Origin of the sequence: Thermoactinospora rubra (assembly GCF_002093975.1) — a bacterium.
GTDB lineage: Bacteria > Actinomycetota > Actinomycetes > Streptosporangiales > Streptosporangiaceae > Nonomuraea > Nonomuraea rubra_A.
Map to the genome: position 1 here is coordinate 198556 of NZ_KZ084324.1, position 14892 is coordinate 213447.

A 14892-nucleotide genomic window follows, 5' to 3' on the forward strand; every position below is an offset into this window, starting at 1 on the left:
GAACGATGCGTCCCCTCCGTCTGGTCGCCCTGCTCCTGGGCGCGCTGCTGCTCGCGTACGCGATCCCCGCCGTGGTCTTCCTGGGCGAGGTGCCTCCCGGCACCCGGGTGGCGGGCGTCGACGTCGGCGGCCTGTCCCCGGGCGGGGCCGCGGCGAGGCTGCGCCGGGAGCTGGGCGCCAGGGCGGTCCGGCCGCTCGCCGTGGAGGCCGGCGGCGAGCGGGTACGGCTGGCGCCGCAGGAGCTCGGCCTGTCGCTCGACGTTCCCGGGACCGTGGCCGCCGCCCACGACGGCTGGCCCTCCCCGGCGCTCGTCGCCCGATCACTGTTCGGCGGGCGTGACATCCAGCCGGTCGTGCGCGTCGACCGGGCGCGGCTCGACGCGGCGGTGGCGAAGCTGGCCAAGAGGGTGGACCGGCCCGCCCGCGAGGGCTCGGTGCGCTTCGACGGCCTGGAGGTGCGGACCGCGGCGTCCCGGCCGGGCAGGAAGCTCGACCGGGCGGCCGCGGGCGCCGCCCTGCGCGCGGGCTACCTCCGGTCTGAGGCGGTCCGGCTGCCGGTGGCGGCCGTGGCGCCCGCCGTACCCCCGGAGGAGGTCGAGCGGGCCGCGGCGCTGGCGCGTACGGCTGTCGCCGCGCCCCTGACCGTCACGAACGGGACCAGGCGCGTCACGCTGAGCAGGCAGGACCTGGCCGCCCACCTGCGCTTCACCCCCGACGGCGGCAGGCTCGTGCCGGCCTTCGACGCCAAGGGGATCGCGGGCAGGGTCCAGGCCGCTCTCGTGGACAGGCGGCTCGCCCCGAAGGACGCCCGCTTCGAGATCGTCGGAGGGCGGCCGCGCATCGTCCCGTCGCGGCCCGGCCAGGGCGTCGACCCGGCGGCGCTCGGGCGGGCGATCGCCGAGACGCTCACCCGCGGCGGCGACCGTATCGTGGCGGCGCCGATCACCCGGCGGCAGCCCGAGCTGACCACCGAGGAGGCCAGGAAGCTGGGCATCAGGGAGAAGGTCAGCTCGTTCACGACCCGGCATCCCTGCTGCGCGCCCCGCGTGCGGAACATCCACCGCATCGCCGACATCCTGGACGGGCACCTGGTCATGCCGGGCGAGACCTTCTCCCTGAACGGCGTGGTCGGCAGGCGCGACAGGGCCCGGGGCTTCGTCGAGGCGCCGATGATCCTCAACGGCCGGTTCGTCGAGGACGTCGGCGGCGGGGTCTCGCAGTTCGCGACCACGATGTTCAACGCGGTGTTCTTCGGCGGGTTCGAGGACGTGCAGCACAAGCCGCACCAGTTCTACATCTCGCGCTACCCGGCCGGGCGGGAGTCGACGGTCTCCTATCCGCAGCCGGACTTCCGCTGGCGCAACGACTCGCCGTACGGCGTGCTGGTCACCACCTCCTACACGGACACCTCGATCACCGTGGAGTTCTGGAGCACCAAGCGGTTCGACATCGAGGCCAGGAGCTCGGAGCGCTACAACGTGCGCGACTTCCCGACGCTGTCGGACTCGGGGCCGGACTGCATCCCGATGGAGGGCGCGGAGGGCTTCGCCATCGACGTCTGGCGGATCTTCAAGAAGGACGGCAAGGTCGTGAAGAGGGAGAAGTTCCATACCGTTTACGACCCGGAGCCGCGACTCACGTGTTCCTGACTTTTCACGGAGCGTGTCCGTCATCTACTATGGGCTGTAGTGCATAAATCGGGCTCGTGCCGCGGTCCGGTGGATGAGGCCCGACTCGGACCAGCGTGCCCGGCATTCGCCCCCGTGGTGCCGGGCACGCTCCTTTTCTGGCGCGTTTCAGGTGCGCGGGCTGTACATGATGACCGCCACGCCGAGCAGGCAGAGGAGCGCGCCGATCACGTCCCAGCGATCGGGGCGGAAGCCGTCCACGACGACGCCCCACAGCAGGGAACCGGCCACGAAGACCCCGCCGTAGGCGGCCAGGATGCGGCCGAAGTGGGGGTCGGGCTGGAAGGTGGCCACGAAACCGTAGGCGCCCAGGGCCAGGACGCCGCCGGCGGTCCACAGCGCTCCCCGCCCCTCCCGCCACCCCTGCCAGACCAGCCAGGCGCCGCCGATCTCGGCGAGGGCGGCCACGGCGAACAACACGACGGAGCGCAGCACGGTCACCCGTGAACTATCGCATGGCGTCTTCGTCTGTCGGAGTGCTGTGCCGTACGGCAAGGCGGGACGCTTGATCGTCTTCGCGGCGACGGCTCGCTAAGGTGAGGCGTTCGATCCCCTTCGCCCCCGGGAAGTGTCGTGCTCGGTCGCCATCGTTTGGGCGTTCCCGCCCTGCTCATCACGAGCGTGTACCTCGTCTCGCTGGTCGTCGCCGCCGTGATCGCGCCGATCACTGGTGAACTCACCGTGTTGTGGCGCTTGGCGCTGTTCACGGAGGTGACCGAAGGCATCGCGGTGACGTGGCCGAACGCGCTCGTCCCGGTCCTGGCCGGGCTGCCGTGGGCCTGGGCGCTGTGGCAGTGCCTGCGCGGGCCGCTGACGGGGCCGCCGCCCGACCTGGGCCGGAGGGTACGGCGGCTGCGGGTCGGGCTGTACGCCGCGGCGGCGTCCTGGCTGTTCTACGCCTTCCTCCCGTCCTGGCCCTGGTGGGTGTGGGTGCTCGACGCCGTGCTGATGTGGGCGGTCGTGCTGCTGTTCCAGCCGGTGCTGACGCGCGACAGGAAACTGGACGATCAGATGGGGGCTGGGGTACGGCGGTGCCGCCATCCTCGAGGTGCTCGACGTCCTGGACGTGCCCCTGCCCGACGAACTGGGCCTGATCTGCGGACTGGCCGCCCTGATCTGGACGGCGCTCGTCCTGCGGGCCCAGTGGCGGGACGACCGCTGGCAGCGGGCCACCGTTGGGTACGGCATCGCCTCCGTGGTAGTGCCGTTGCCTCTCGCTCTGGTGACGCCGCTGCTCGCAAGCATGGGAGACGTCTACGGACACGCCGTTGCGGCCAACAACGCCCTGATGATGATCTGGCTCGCCCGCTCCGCCCACGACCTCGCCGACCCGCACCGCCAACCGGCTCCGCCTTCGCCCCTCGTAGCGGAGCCGCAGGGCTGAACGCGCAGCCGTGTTGACGTCGGCGAGCGTCGGAGGAGCACCCGAATGCGCCGGGAGTGCGTCACGCCCAGGTCACCTTCGCCAGGGCCGCGGTCGACGTATCGCATGAGGCTTCGTCTCTCGACGTGCTGGGCCGTACGGCAAGCCTCTGGCCGGTGATCGCACGTTCTGCGAGATCGTCGCCGGGCGCCTGCCGTTCCATCGTGTCCTGGAGGGACAGGAGGGTAAGATCTCTGTATGGCGATCGAGCGAGTCGTCACCCGCCGGGGCCTGCATGATCGGGATTCCACTCGCGCATGGTGGCTGAGTCAGCCACCGGCAGCTCGGATTGCCCACGTCCAAGAACTCAGGGCTGAATACTATGGGTGGAGCGATGGAGCTGGACCCCGACTTCAGCGAGTTTATCGCATTGTGCGTCGCACGTGATGTGCGTTTTTTGATCGTGGGTGGCTATGCCCTGGCCGCACATGGGCATCCGCGCTTTACCAAAGATCTCGATATCTGGGTTTGGGTCGATCCGGGCAACGCAGATCGGCTCGTGGCCGCTCTGGAGGAGTTCGGGTTTGCCTCACTCGGCCTCCAGCCCGCTGACTTCCTTCAGCAAGGTGTGGTGGTCCAGCTCGGATACCCGCCGAAGCGAATCGACATCTTGACCTCTGTGGATGGGGTGGAATTCGAGTCGTGCTGGCCGCGCCGAGTAGAAGTCAGTATCAGTGGTCAGCCTGTCCCCTTCATCTCCGTCGATGACATCATCGCGAACAAGCGCGCGTCTGGACGGCCGCAGGATCTCGCCGACATCGCGGCCTTGGAGAGTCGAGAGGGAGCCTGACCCTCCCATGAGAGGCGTGGAGTGAGCCGCCGGCCCCGCCCGAGGCTGTAGCGACGTGCGGCCGGGGCCGGGAGGGCGGTCACCGCGAACGCGGCGGCCGGCCCGGCGAGGAGGCGGACTCTTGTCGCGGTCGATGTCTTCGATCGGACGACGATCCGGGTGGTGTGGTCGGAGCAACCGGTTGTGCTGCCGCGAATACCGAAAAATCTCGATTCGTGTCCCTCCAGCCCCACCGGTTGCTACGCTCTGGCGCTCGATGGCTCATGACCGAGCCGCCCAGGAGGAGTTCCGGCTCTTCTTCGAGCGGCACCACCGCGAGATGTCGCGCCTGGCCTACCTGCTCACCGGCGACCACGACCTGGCCGACGACCTCGCCGCAGACGCCTTCACGGCCGCATGGAGCCGGTGGGACCGGGTGCGGGCCTGCCCGAGCGCCCAGGCGTACGTGCGCGGCATCGTCGTCAACCTGGTCAGCAACCGGTTGCGGAAAGTCATCCGTGAGCGGGCCAAGCTGCTCAAGCTGGAGGTCGCCGACCGCGCCCACGACCCCGACGTCCCGGCGGTCGTCGACGTTCGCAGCGCGCTGCGCCGCCTCCCGGTGCGCAAGCGCGCCTGCGTGGTCCTGCGGTACGCCTTCGACCTGTCGGAGGAGGAGACCGCGGCGGCCCTGGGCATCTCGGTCGGCACCGTGAAGAGCCAGACCTCCAAGGCGTCGGCCGAGCTGGCGGCTATGCTCCGGTCCCTGCGGAGGGAACCGGTGGCCGAAGGGAGGCGCCGATGAACGGCTCCCAACGGCCGGACGGCGAATGGCTCAGGGAGCTCCTCCAGGAGGAGGCCGCCCGGCACGAGCCGCGCCGTGAGCGCATGCTGGCCAGGATCGAGAACGGCATGGCCGCGTCGTCCGGGGATCGCAGGCCCAGGCCCAGGCGGCGGCTCGCCGTCCTGCCCGCTCTGGCCGTGGCCGCCGTCATCGCGCTGGCCTGGTGGCTGGTCACGCCCGCCCGGTCCCCGGCGCCGGATCCGGCGGCAGCCGTACGGCACAGCACGCCGTCCACGCGCCCGCCGTCGCCGGAGCCGACACCCACGCCGACCGGCCCCCGGCCCACCACCGAGCGCGCCGACGTGGAGGTCAGCCGCCGCCCCGAGCCCACGCCCAAGCCGGGGGTCAGGGCCAAGGCGCTGGTCGACCCGCACAGCAACCCGTACTGGGCGCAGAACAACCTCGTGCTGACCTTCGCCGAGCCCGTGCGCGAGCTGAAGGTGACGGTCCGCGTGGCCAGGACGCCGGGCGTCACGCCGGCCGGGCAGTGGGTCGCGCTGCCCGCCGAGGACTTCGAGACCGGCGTCGAGGAACAGCGCGGAACGCTCGTCTACCGCTGGGTGCTCAAGCCGGGACGCACGGTCTGGCCCGGCTCGCACACCTTCGCCGTGCAGTACAACCGACGCCCCGGCGACCCCGGCGGGCGTGACGACTCCTACGTCGTCGAGGTGGCCGGCCGGCGGCTCGCCGGACATTTCTAGATTTCTCCGGATTCCGATACGGCACGGCAACCTTTCCGCCGCCCCGGACCACTACTCCTCGAACCGATCAGGCGATCGAGAGGACAACAGCCTTGGCTGTCAGACTCCCCCACTTACTCGGCGTCCTCGCCGTGGCGGCGCTCTCGCTGGTCCCGGCCACCGGCTCGGCCGCGGCGGCCTCGCCGTACTACGTCGACCCCGACACCCAGGCGGCCAGGTGGGTCGCCGCCAACCCGGGCGACCGCCGCGCGGCGACGATCAAGAGCCGCATCGCGTCGGTGCCGCAGGCGCGCTGGTACACCCAGCACAACCCCTCCGCCATCCGCGGCCAGATCGACTCGTTCGTGGGCGCCGCGGCGGCCGCCGGGAAGATCCCGATCCTGGTGCTGTACAACATCCCGAACCGCGACTGCGGCGGCGCCAGCGGCGGCGGCGCGCCGAGCCACGCCGCCTACCGCCAGTGGATCGACGAGGCGGCGGCCGGGCTGAAGGGCCGGCCGGCCACGATCGTCCTGGAGCCCGACGTGCTGGCGCTGATGTCCAACTGCATGAGTACGGCCCAGCAGGCCGAGGTCAAGGCGTCGATGGCGTATGCGGGCAAGGCGCTGAAGGCGGCCTCGTCCAAAGCCAAGGTGTACTTCGACGCCGCGCACTCCAACTGGCACCCGCCCGCCGAGATGGCCGCCCGGCTCAAGGCCGCCGGGATCTCCTCGGTGGACGGCATCTCCACCAACGTCTCCAACTACCGCTTCACCGCCGACGAGGTCGCCTACGCCAAGAAGGTGATCGCGGCGACCGGGGTGCCGGGGCTGAAGGCGGTCATCGACACCAGCCGCAACGGCAAGGGGCCGCTGGGCAGCGAGTGGTGCGACCCGCCGGGCCGGGCCATCGGCACGCCGAGCACCGACCAGACCGGCGACCCGGCCGTCGACGCCTTCCTGTGGATCAAGCTGCCGGGCGAGGCGGACGGCTGCATCGCGGGCGCGGGGCAGTTCGTGCCGCAGCGGGCCTACGAGCTGGCCGTCGCCGCGGGGGACACGCCTCAGCCCACCCCCAGCCCGACGCCCACGAGCAGCTCCACCCCGCGGCCGACCGGCACGCCGAAGCCGTCCCCCACCGCCAAGCCCACCAGCACGCCGACCGGTACGCCGACCTCCGCCTGCACCGCCCTGTACCGGGTGATGGACACCTGGCCCGGCGGCTTCCGCGCCGACGTCACGATCACCGGCACCGGCTCGTCCGCCATCAGCGGGTGGGCCGTGAAGTGGACCTTCGGCAAGGGCGAGCGCGTGACGCAGCTCTGGAACGCCGACCACGTCGTCCAGGGCGACACGGTGGCGGCCAGGGACCTCGGCTGGAACGGCGCGCTGAAGCCCGGACAGTCGGCCGCGTTCGGCTTCATCGGCTCCTCGACCGGCGCCCCCGGCGTCCCGAAGGTCACCTGCGTCGCCAGGTGACTCCCGCAGGTACGGCGGGGCGTCCTGCCCGCCCCGCCGTACCTGCGGCGCTCGATGCCCGCGGGCTCGCTGGAGACGGGTAGAAGTCCGGCGTAGGGTGCAGAAAGGACTGTGGATCAAGGACGAGCCTCCCGGGAGATGGCCGAGATGCGCACTTCACCCCCGTTCCGAGCCGACCACGTAGGCAGCCTGCTCCGTCCCCAGCGCCTCCTCCAGGCACGCGAGGACCACGCGGCCGGGAAGATCACCTCCGACCGGCTCCGCGAGGTCGAGGACGAGGCGATCCGCGAGGTCGTGCGCCGTCAGGAGGAGCTGGGCCTGCAGTCGGCCACCGACGGCGAGTTCCGCCGCGCGGCCTGGCACATGGACTTCATCTACCGGCTGGGCGGCATCGACCCCGCCCGCGACGAGCGCATCAAGGTGCGGTTCGTCAACGAGAAGGGCGAGATCGAGTTCGCGCCCGCCGCGCTGCGCGTGCACGACCGGATCCGGCTGGAGCAGCCGATCTTCGCCGACCACTTCGCCTTCCTCCGCGACACGGTCACCACCGCGACGCCGAAGCTCACCATCCCGTCGCCCAGCATGGTCCACTACCGCGGCGGCCCCGCCTCCATCGACCCGGCGGTGTACCCGGACGTGGAGGAGTTCTGGGCCGACCTGAGCGCCGCCTACGCCGAGCAGGTCCGCCGGATCGCCGAGCTGGGCTGCACCTACCTGCAGTTCGACGACACGAGCCTGGCCTACCTGAACGACCCGGCGCAGCGCGCGGAGATCGCCGCCCGCGGGGAGGACGCCGAGCACCTGCACCTGCGGTACATCAAGCAGATCAACGCCGCCCTCGCCGGCAAGCCGGAGGGCCTGACGGTCACCACGCACATGTGCCGCGGCAACTTCCGGTCCTCGTGGGCGGCCTCGGGCGGCTACGACTTCGTGGCCGAGGCGCTGTTCAACGAGCTGGCCGTGGACGGGTTCTTCCTGGAGTACGACGACGAGCGCTCCGGCGGCTTCGAGCCGCTGCGGTTCGTGCCGCCGGGCAAGACGGTGGTGCTGGGCCTGGTGACCACCAAGCGCGGGCGGCTGGAGTCGAAGGACACGCTCAAGCGCCGGATCGAGGAGGCGGCCAAGTTCGTCGACGGCGACCAGCTGTGCCTGTCGCCGCAGTGCGGCTTCTCCTCCACGGTGGAGGGCAACCTGCTGACCCACGACGAGCAGTTCGCCAAGCTGGCATTGATCGTCGAGACCGCGCGAGAGGTCTGGGGCTAGAGACCGGGTTTCGGAGCCGGATCACGAACCGGGTGGCGTCGGCCGGCGCCGTACAGCCGCCAGCCGGACGATCAGCGGCGGCGCCAGGCCGCCCAGGGCGAGCGCCGCGACGAGCAGCGCGGTGGGCCGCCACGGCCACGCCGCCCCGGACAGCCGCAGGTGGGAGGAGGGGTACTCGGTGAACTTCGCGGTCGCCCGCGCCGTCGCCACGTCGGCGTGCGCGGCGAGATCGCGCAGGACCGGGTCGAAGCTGAACTCCCCGCCGGCCTGGTCGCGGTGGGGCAGCTCGACGGGGATCCCCCGGCCGGCGGCCCACCGGGTCAGCGCCGGGTCGACCTGGGCCGCCGCCCGGGCTCCCGGGACGACGAACCGGTCCACCCGGTCGACGCCCTCCGCCGGTCGCGCGAGCAGCGTCACCCCGTGCCGGGTCGTCACCACCGGGCCGGACGCCAGCGGCACCGCCCGGGCGGCGAAGGAGGCGCCCGCGTACACCTCGAACGCCGCTGCCACGTCGACCTCGCCCACGCCCTGCTGGAGCCCGACGCCGACGGTGGGGCCGAACCAGGGGAACGCGGCGTTCAACCCGTAGGCCAGGTCGCCGGGGGCGAGCCGCCGCTCGGCGATCGCGGTGGAACCGCTCACCGACCAGCCGGGGTAGGCCAGGTCCCGCCCCATCCGCTCCGCCTCCGCCGCCCCGGCCAGCCGTTCCACCAGGCGCAGCGCGCCGACCAGCCCGGAGGTCACCCCGGCCGTCGTGGTGACCGGGCCGTCCTCGACGTACCGTTCGCCCGCCACCCACCGGACCTGTGGATAGCCGCTCCGCAGCCCGTCGATGTTCGCCCAGAACGAGGTCGCCCGGCGGCCGTCGAGCACGCCGGTGGCCGCCACCAGCTCCGAGCCCGCGCACACGCCGAGGACGCGGGCGCCCCTGGCGGCCTGGCGGGCGATCCACGCGCGCAGCGACGCCTCGCGCTCCCCGGTGGGGTCCACGACCGCCGGGACGACCACCACGTCGGGCGGCGGCGCCTCGTCCAGCGCGTAGTCCGGCAGCAGGTGCGGCCCGCCCGACAGCGGCACCGGCTGCCGCCGCGCCGACACGGTGTGCACGGAGAACCGGTCGGACCGGGCGAAGACCTCATACGGCGCGAGCACGTCGGTGACGACCGACCCGGTGCTCCCGACGACGACCGCGACCACCGTCCGGCCCGGCCGCGTGGGCCGCGGCTCCGGCCATTGCCCAGCCGGTACGGCAGGCGCCACGGCGGCGTAGCTGTGCCCCATCGACACGGCGACGCCCGCGGCTCCGGCGCCTGCCGCGGCCAGCAGCGACAGCCCGGCTCCACAGCCGATCAGGACGAGGCGTTTGACGGCAGGCGGCATGGGACGACTCCCGAGGAGGGCAGGGGACGGGGTTTAGTTCGAGCGGCGGCGCGTGGCCGAAGGCGGCATGCCGTACCGGGCCTTGAACAGCCGGCGGAAGTGGCGGCCGTCGTGGAAGCCGCACCGGGCGGCCACCGCCTCGACGGGCAGATCGGTCTCGGCCAGCAGCGTGGCGGCCCGCTCCAGGCGCAGGCGTTGCCGGTACTCCAGCGGCGTGATGCCGATCGTCTCGGTGAACGCCCGGCTCAGCCCGCGCGGCGACAGGTTGACCTGCGCGGCCAGCGACGCGAGCGTGTGGCGGGCGTCGAGGTGCTGGGCGAGGTGGTCCTGCACCCGGTGGACGGCGGCGTTGAGGTGCGACCGGTGCTCCAGGAAGGGGCTGATCTGCCTGCCCGACCCGCTGCGCCGCAGGTAGACGACCAGCTCGCGGGCGATGGCGGCGGCCGGCTCGGGCCCGTGGTCGCGTTCCACCAGCGACAGGGCCAGGTCGATGCCCGCCGAGATGCCCGCGCTGGTGCTGACCGGGCCGTCGTGGACGTAGAGCACGGCGTCCTGCACCCGGGCGGCCGGGTAGCGCTGCCGCATCGCCTCGACCAGCGACCAGTGCGTGGTGCATCGCCGCCCGTCGAGCAGCCCCGCCTCGCCCAGCGCCGCCGCGCCGCTGCACACCGCCGCCAGCCTGGCGCCCGCGCGGTGCGCGGCACGCAGCCACGCGATCACCTCGTCCGACGCCAGGGGCTCGCCGGGGCCGGGCGGCCGCAGCCGCGGTCCCGGGATCAGCACCAGGTCGCCGCGCTCGACCTCCGGCAGCGGCTGGAGCCCCGCGAGCCGCAAGCCCTGCGCCGACGCCAGTTCGCCGGACTCTGCCACGTACCGCAGGCGGTAGTCCGCTCCCAGATGGGTCGCCGCGTCGAACACCTGGACCGGACCGGACAGATCAAGCAGGTTGACGTCCGGCAGGACCAGCACCACGACTCGCCTTCCCGCTCGCACGACGTCGATCGTAGGAACGCCGCTGACGGCGCCGCCAGGGCCGTCAGCGGCGGGCACCGGACGGATCCGGCACCATCACAAGGCCGGTGGGTCGCGCCGCTCCCCGTCGCGCCGCTACCCATGACTGGCGGTGCCGTCACCCGAGGCCGGTCAGCCGGCACAGCGCGGCGAAGCCGTCGTCGGTGCCGGGCCAGTGGCGGCGCACCGCCTCCAGCCCGGACCGCCGCACCACGGACCTCAGCACCACCGTGACCACGATGACGTCGTCGGCATAGCCGAGCACCGGGATGAAGTCGGGCACCAGGTCGATCGGGACCGCCAGGTAGGCCAGCAGCAACGCCAGCCGGACCCGGACGCCCCCGGGCAGGTCGCGGTCGGCCGCCAGGCGCCGGACGAGCCGCAGCACGTCGGGCAGCAGCCGCAGCGCCTCACGCGGCAACCCGCCACGCGGCCGGAGGAATGCCAGCGCCGCAATGAGCACCAGCCACGCCACAGCCAGCGCGACCGCGACGCCGATGACTAGATCCCACGCCCACGACCCGGTCACGGACGCCGCCCTGCCGCAAGCACCGCCCCGATCACATGCGCTGCCCCGATCACGAGCACGGCCCCGATCACGAGCACGGCCCCGATCACGAGCGCTGCCCTGCCATGATCACAGCCCCGAGGGATCCCGCCCCACGCTGATCTCCTCGGCGATCCGCCGGATCTCCTCCACGGTGATCCCCGGCGCCGCGGGCAGCTGGTCGATCAAGGCGCGCATGACCGTGGGAACCGGCTGCCCCGCATAGCGTGCCGCGACCCCGTGAACCGCCAGGAACAGCGCCTGATCGCTGTCGTGCATCTTCCCCCACCCCGTCGGTCGACTCTGCTGACGCAGGTACGGTACGGCCTGCCCCCGACAATCGCGGCTACGACTCTCCGTTTCCGTGGGCCCGGCGCACCGCCACGCAGATCTCGTCGAGGGCGCGCACCTGCTCGGGCGTCAGCGCGTCGAACAGGCTCCGCCGTACCTGCTCGACGTGGCCGGGGGCGGCCTCGGCCAGCGCGCGGAAGCCCTCGCCGGTCAGCACGGCCACGTTGCCGCGCCGGTCGGACGGGCACCGCTCGCGCCGGACCCACCCCCGCTCCTCCAGCCGCGCCACCGCGTGCGACAGGCGGCTCTGCGAGCTCTGCGCCCGGGAGGCCAGCTCGCTCATCCGCATGGAGCGTCCCGGCGCCTCCGAGAGCGCCACCAAGATCATGTAGTAGGTGTGCGGCATCCCGGCGTCGCGCTGGAGCTGGCGGTCGAGCGCCTCGTCGATGAGCTGGGTGGCGGCCAGGAAGTTGCGCCACGTGCGCTGCTCGTCGGCGGAGAGCCATCTCGTCATGATCACGATTTTACTTGAACTCTCATGTACTCTGGAAGCATGCCAGTACAACGCCTCAACCACGCGGTCCTCTACGTCAGGGACGTCGAGCGCAGCGTGGCCTTCTACCAGCAGATGCTCGGCTTCCGCGTCGTCATGTCGATGCCGGGAGCGGCCTTCCTCCAGGCCGAGGGCTCCACCAACGATCACGACCTCGGCCTGTTCGAGATCGGCTCCCAGGCCGGTCCCTCGGCGGCGGGCCGGTCCACGGTCGGCCTGTACCACCTGGCCTGGGAGGTCGACACGTTGGAGGAGCTGGAGCGCATCGCCGCCAGACTGCGCGAGTCCGGCGCCCTCGTGGGCGCCTCCGACCACTCCACCACCAAGGCACTGTACGCCAAGGACCCCGACGGCCTGGAGTTCGAGGTCTCCTGGCTGGTGCCCGCGGCGCTGATCACCGAGGAGGTGCTCGCCGGGCGCAGCCGCATCCGCCCGCTCGACCTCGCCGCCGACAAGGAGCGGTACGGCGCGCGGACCCGCGGCGGCGTGGGCGTCTCCGTCTAAACCAGGAGAACCAGGAGAATCAGGAAAATTCACCCTCCTGCGCCACCCCGGACCCGAGTTACCGTGAAGGGAGTCCGACTACGGCGTCTGGAGACGGCGATGCCAAGCGATCCCGACCACGTGCTCGACGCCATCGACGGTGCCGTCGAGGATTGGGAGGCCGTGAGCGCCGACGCGATGCGCTGGGCGCCTCCCGAGCGGAAACCGTCCCCCTCCGGTGACGTCTTCAAGGAGGTCACCGACCTGTTCGCGCCGCTGACGGCGGCCCTGCGCTCGCTCGGCGAGGCGGTGCTGGAGGCCCCGCCGGTGCGCCGCCTGTTCGAGTTCGTCGAGGACGTGCCGCTCCCGTCCGAGCCCACCCTCGACGTGGACGACGAGGAGCCGACCTGCCGGTGCCTGTGCTTCCGCCACGCCGACAGCCCCGGCGTGTGCACGGGGCGGGTCGACGGCGTGTTCGCGGGGGTGCAGATGTGCGCCGCCTGCATGGAGGCGCAGCGGCACCGGCAGGGTTAGAACGTGCGGCGGCGCCTGGCCCGGCGCGGATAGGCCTTGGCGTTCTCGGCCAGCCGTACCGAGTGCTCGGCCTGCTTGCGCCAGTGCCCGTAGGCGTCGCCCCGCTGGGCCAGCCGGTCGAGCTGCCGCATGGTCTCCAGCGGGATGAACGCGGGCTCCGCGTCCCGCCACGGGGTGCCGGGCAGCGGCATGAACGTGTGCGTGTGGATGCGCGCCCCCAGGTCCGCCAGGTCGCTCGCCAGCCGCAGCGACGCCTCCTGGTCGGCGGCGTCCTCGCCGGGCATGCCGAAGATGAAGTCGACGTTGGGGCGGAAGCCGTGCTCCACGGCGATGCGGACCGCGTCGCGCACCGGCGAGGTGCCGTGCCCGCGCCCCGCCGCACGCAGGACCCGGTCGGACCCCGACTGGGCGCCGATGATGATGTTGTCGTTGGCGACGTAGCGCTTGAGCAGCCGCATCGCCTCCGGGGTGACGTGCTCGGGGCGCACCTCGGAGGGGAAGCTGCCGAAGAACACCCTGCCGTTCGCGGGCAGCTCCTCCTTCACCCCGGCCAGCAGCTCCTCGACCTTGTCCAGGTCGGGGTCGGGGCCGGGCGAGCCGTACGACAGGGACGTGGGCGTGATGAAGCGGACGTCGCGCAGCCCGAACCCGGCGATCACGCGGACGTGCTCGCGCACGCTGGCCACGGACCGGTGGCGGAACTGGCCGCCGAACATGAACGGCGTCTGGCAGAAGCGGCATGTATACCGACATCCGCGTGTGATCTCGATGGGCCCGACGTGGCGGCGCTCGGCCGGGAAGGACGGGAAGGCGTCGAGGGGCAGCTGGCGCGCCGGGGGAGTGCGGACGGCGACGCCGTCGGGGTCGCGCAGCGCCAGCCCGGGCACCTCCCGCAGGGGGCGGTCCGCGGCGAGCGTCTCGACCAGGGAGACGATCGTCGACTCGCCCTCGCCGATGGCGGCCAGGTCCCAGCCGCAGTCGACGACGTGCTGCGGCTCGGCCGTGGCGTGGACGCCTCCGGCGATGTGCAGCACGCCCTCGCGGGAGGTGAGCGCCTTGACCCGGGCCAGCTCCTCGGCCATGGCGAAGGCGTCGGGGGAGTAGAACGACCAGAGCACCAGCACCCGGTCGGCGTCGCTGCCGTCGATCGCCGCGGCGGTCTCCTCGGGGGTGCGGCCGAGGCGCACGTCGGCGGGGCCCAGGGCCGCCATCAGCGTGTGCACGCCGTACGTCACGGCCTTGCGATACCGGACCACCACACTCACGCGCACGCAGGCAGCCTACTGGCTCAGGGACTTCTCGGGGTCGGCTCAGGGACGGGACCGGATGCCCTGGATCGTCCCGCAGGGGCAGTCTGAGGGCATGGTCCAGAGGTTCTCCCCGCTCGTCGTCGTCGCGTGCCTGGCTTACGTGGTCATCGACCTGGCTCTCACCGAGGACTGGACGGACCGGGCGATCGCCCCCGGCACGCTGGTCGTCATGGGGGTGGCGGCGCTCGCCTTGACGGCGGGGATGCGCGCCGCCGACGCCCCGGTCAGGGGCCTGCCGCAGCGGCTGCTGCTCGGCTCGGGGGCCGCGCTGGTGGCCGCCGGGCTGGTGCCGCACGCCGAGGTGGCGGCGCTCGTGGGCCTGCCCGCCGCGGCGGCGCTGCTCGTGCCGAGGCTGGCGGGGCAGGAGCGGTGGCAGGCCGTGGCGCGGCCGGTGGAGTGGATGACGCTGGTCGCGGGCTTCGGGCTGCTCGCCATGACCTACGTGGCGCTGCCGGGCGACCGGGTGATGCTCGGGCTGGTGGAGAGGCTGCTGCTGGTGGCGGAGGCGGGTCTGCTGGCCGTGCTCGCGGCCGGGCTGGCTCAGGTGGCATGGCCCCAGATGACCAGGTTCCTATCCATCTCCTGACATTTCGTGTCCATATCCGAGAAACCTGGACTTAGGGTGCTATTCTCTCCCGCGA

The 14892-nt window shown here is 72.4% G+C and carries 17 protein-coding genes; 10 read left to right on the forward strand and 7 right to left on the reverse strand.

The features are described 5' to 3' along the window. The first annotated feature begins 5 nt into the window (after positions 1 to 5). Complete coding sequence (locus BSB02_RS01040) at positions 6 to 1649, forward strand: VanW family protein (protein ID WP_084955601.1); 1644 nt, start codon at positions 6 to 8, stop codon at positions 1647 to 1649. Positions 1650 to 1796: 147 nt separating this feature from the next. Here BSB02_RS01040 and BSB02_RS01045 read toward each other — a convergent pair whose 3' ends face one another. Then, a complete protein-coding gene (locus tag BSB02_RS01045; RefSeq protein WP_084955603.1) occupies positions 1797 to 2129 on the reverse strand; it encodes a YnfA family protein in 333 nt (110 codons plus the stop codon). A gap of 607 nt (positions 2130 to 2736) precedes the next feature. Here BSB02_RS01045 and BSB02_RS01050 point away from each other — a divergent pair. The 6 genes from BSB02_RS01050 (at position 2737) to BSB02_RS01075 (ending at position 8142) form a co-directional block, all read left to right on the forward strand. Beyond that, positions 2737 to 3072 (forward strand): hypothetical protein, encoded by a 336-nt coding sequence (locus tag BSB02_RS01050; protein ID WP_084955605.1) that lies wholly within the window; start codon positions 2737 to 2739, stop codon positions 3070 to 3072. 373 nt (positions 3073 to 3445) lie between these two features. Continuing rightward, entirely contained in the window at positions 3446 to 3901 is a 456-nt protein-coding gene (locus BSB02_RS01055) for a nucleotidyl transferase AbiEii/AbiGii toxin family protein (RefSeq protein ID WP_084955607.1), read from the forward strand. 256 nt (positions 3902 to 4157) lie between these two features. Beyond that, positions 4158 to 4682, forward strand: coding sequence for a SigE family RNA polymerase sigma factor (locus BSB02_RS01060; protein WP_084955609.1), 525 nt, complete (start codon positions 4158 to 4160; stop codon positions 4680 to 4682). Then, a complete protein-coding gene (locus BSB02_RS01065) occupies positions 4679 to 5422 on the forward strand; it encodes a hypothetical protein (protein ID WP_084955611.1) in 744 nt (247 codons plus the stop codon). Before BSB02_RS01060 ends, BSB02_RS01065 begins: the two co-directional genes overlap by 4 nt. A 92-nt stretch (positions 5423 to 5514) precedes the next feature. Continuing rightward, positions 5515 to 6879, forward strand: coding sequence for a glycoside hydrolase family 6 protein (locus BSB02_RS01070; RefSeq protein ID WP_143590115.1), 1365 nt, complete (start codon positions 5515 to 5517; stop codon positions 6877 to 6879). A 147-nt stretch (positions 6880 to 7026) separates the two neighbouring features. Continuing rightward, positions 7027 to 8142, forward strand: coding sequence for a 5-methyltetrahydropteroyltriglutamate--homocysteine S-methyltransferase (locus BSB02_RS01075; RefSeq protein ID WP_143590116.1), 1116 nt, complete (start codon positions 7027 to 7029; stop codon positions 8140 to 8142). A gap of 21 nt (positions 8143 to 8163) precedes the next feature. On the opposite strand, the gene BSB02_RS01080 is transcribed toward BSB02_RS01075, so the two are convergent. The 5 genes from BSB02_RS01080 to BSB02_RS01100 all read right to left on the reverse strand — a co-directional run bounded on the left by BSB02_RS01080 (position 8164) and on the right by BSB02_RS01100 (position 11885). Then, positions 8164 to 9522, reverse strand: a complete 1359-nt coding sequence (locus BSB02_RS01080) for a DJ-1/PfpI family protein (protein WP_143590117.1) — start codon at positions 9520 to 9522, stop codon at positions 8164 to 8166. Between the two features lie 33 nt (positions 9523 to 9555). After that, the gene (locus BSB02_RS01085; RefSeq protein ID WP_084955617.1) at positions 9556 to 10515 is read right to left on the reverse strand and encodes a GlxA family transcriptional regulator; all 960 of its coding nucleotides are present in this window, start codon (positions 10513 to 10515) and stop codon (positions 9556 to 9558) included. 136 nt (positions 10516 to 10651) lie between these two features. After that, the gene (locus BSB02_RS01090) at positions 10652 to 11062 is read right to left on the reverse strand and encodes a YkvA family protein (protein ID WP_084955619.1); all 411 of its coding nucleotides are present in this window, start codon (positions 11060 to 11062) and stop codon (positions 10652 to 10654) included. Between the two features lie 108 nt (positions 11063 to 11170). After that, the gene (locus BSB02_RS01095; RefSeq protein ID WP_084955621.1) at positions 11171 to 11359 is read right to left on the reverse strand and encodes a hypothetical protein; all 189 of its coding nucleotides are present in this window, start codon (positions 11357 to 11359) and stop codon (positions 11171 to 11173) included. Between the two features lie 67 nt (positions 11360 to 11426). Then, positions 11427 to 11885, reverse strand: a complete 459-nt coding sequence (locus BSB02_RS01100; RefSeq protein WP_084956236.1) for a MarR family winged helix-turn-helix transcriptional regulator — start codon at positions 11883 to 11885, stop codon at positions 11427 to 11429. A gap of 39 nt (positions 11886 to 11924) precedes the next feature. Between BSB02_RS01100 and BSB02_RS01105 the strand changes: the two genes are divergently transcribed. Together BSB02_RS01105 and BSB02_RS01110 are read left to right on the forward strand one after the other, a co-directional pair. Further along, the gene (locus BSB02_RS01105) at positions 11925 to 12428 is read left to right on the forward strand and encodes a VOC family protein (protein WP_084955623.1); all 504 of its coding nucleotides are present in this window, start codon (positions 11925 to 11927) and stop codon (positions 12426 to 12428) included. Positions 12429 to 12527: 99 nt separating this feature from the next. Beyond that, a complete protein-coding gene (locus BSB02_RS01110; RefSeq protein ID WP_084955625.1) occupies positions 12528 to 12941 on the forward strand; it encodes a hypothetical protein in 414 nt (137 codons plus the stop codon). Here the strand turns inward: BSB02_RS01110 and BSB02_RS01115 are convergent. Further along, positions 12938 to 14212: a TIGR04013 family B12-binding domain/radical SAM domain-containing protein gene (locus BSB02_RS01115; RefSeq protein ID WP_084955627.1), complete on the reverse strand. Its 1275-nt coding sequence runs from the start codon at positions 14210 to 14212 to the stop codon at positions 12938 to 12940. The two genes, BSB02_RS01110 and BSB02_RS01115, sit on opposite strands and share 4 nt — an antisense overlap. 91 nt (positions 14213 to 14303) lie before the next feature. On the opposite strand from BSB02_RS01115, the gene BSB02_RS01120 reads away from it, so the two are divergent. Further along, complete coding sequence (locus tag BSB02_RS01120; protein WP_240506088.1) at positions 14304 to 14837, forward strand: DUF998 domain-containing protein; 534 nt, start codon at positions 14304 to 14306, stop codon at positions 14835 to 14837. The last annotated feature ends 55 nt before the right edge of the window (positions 14838 to 14892 follow it).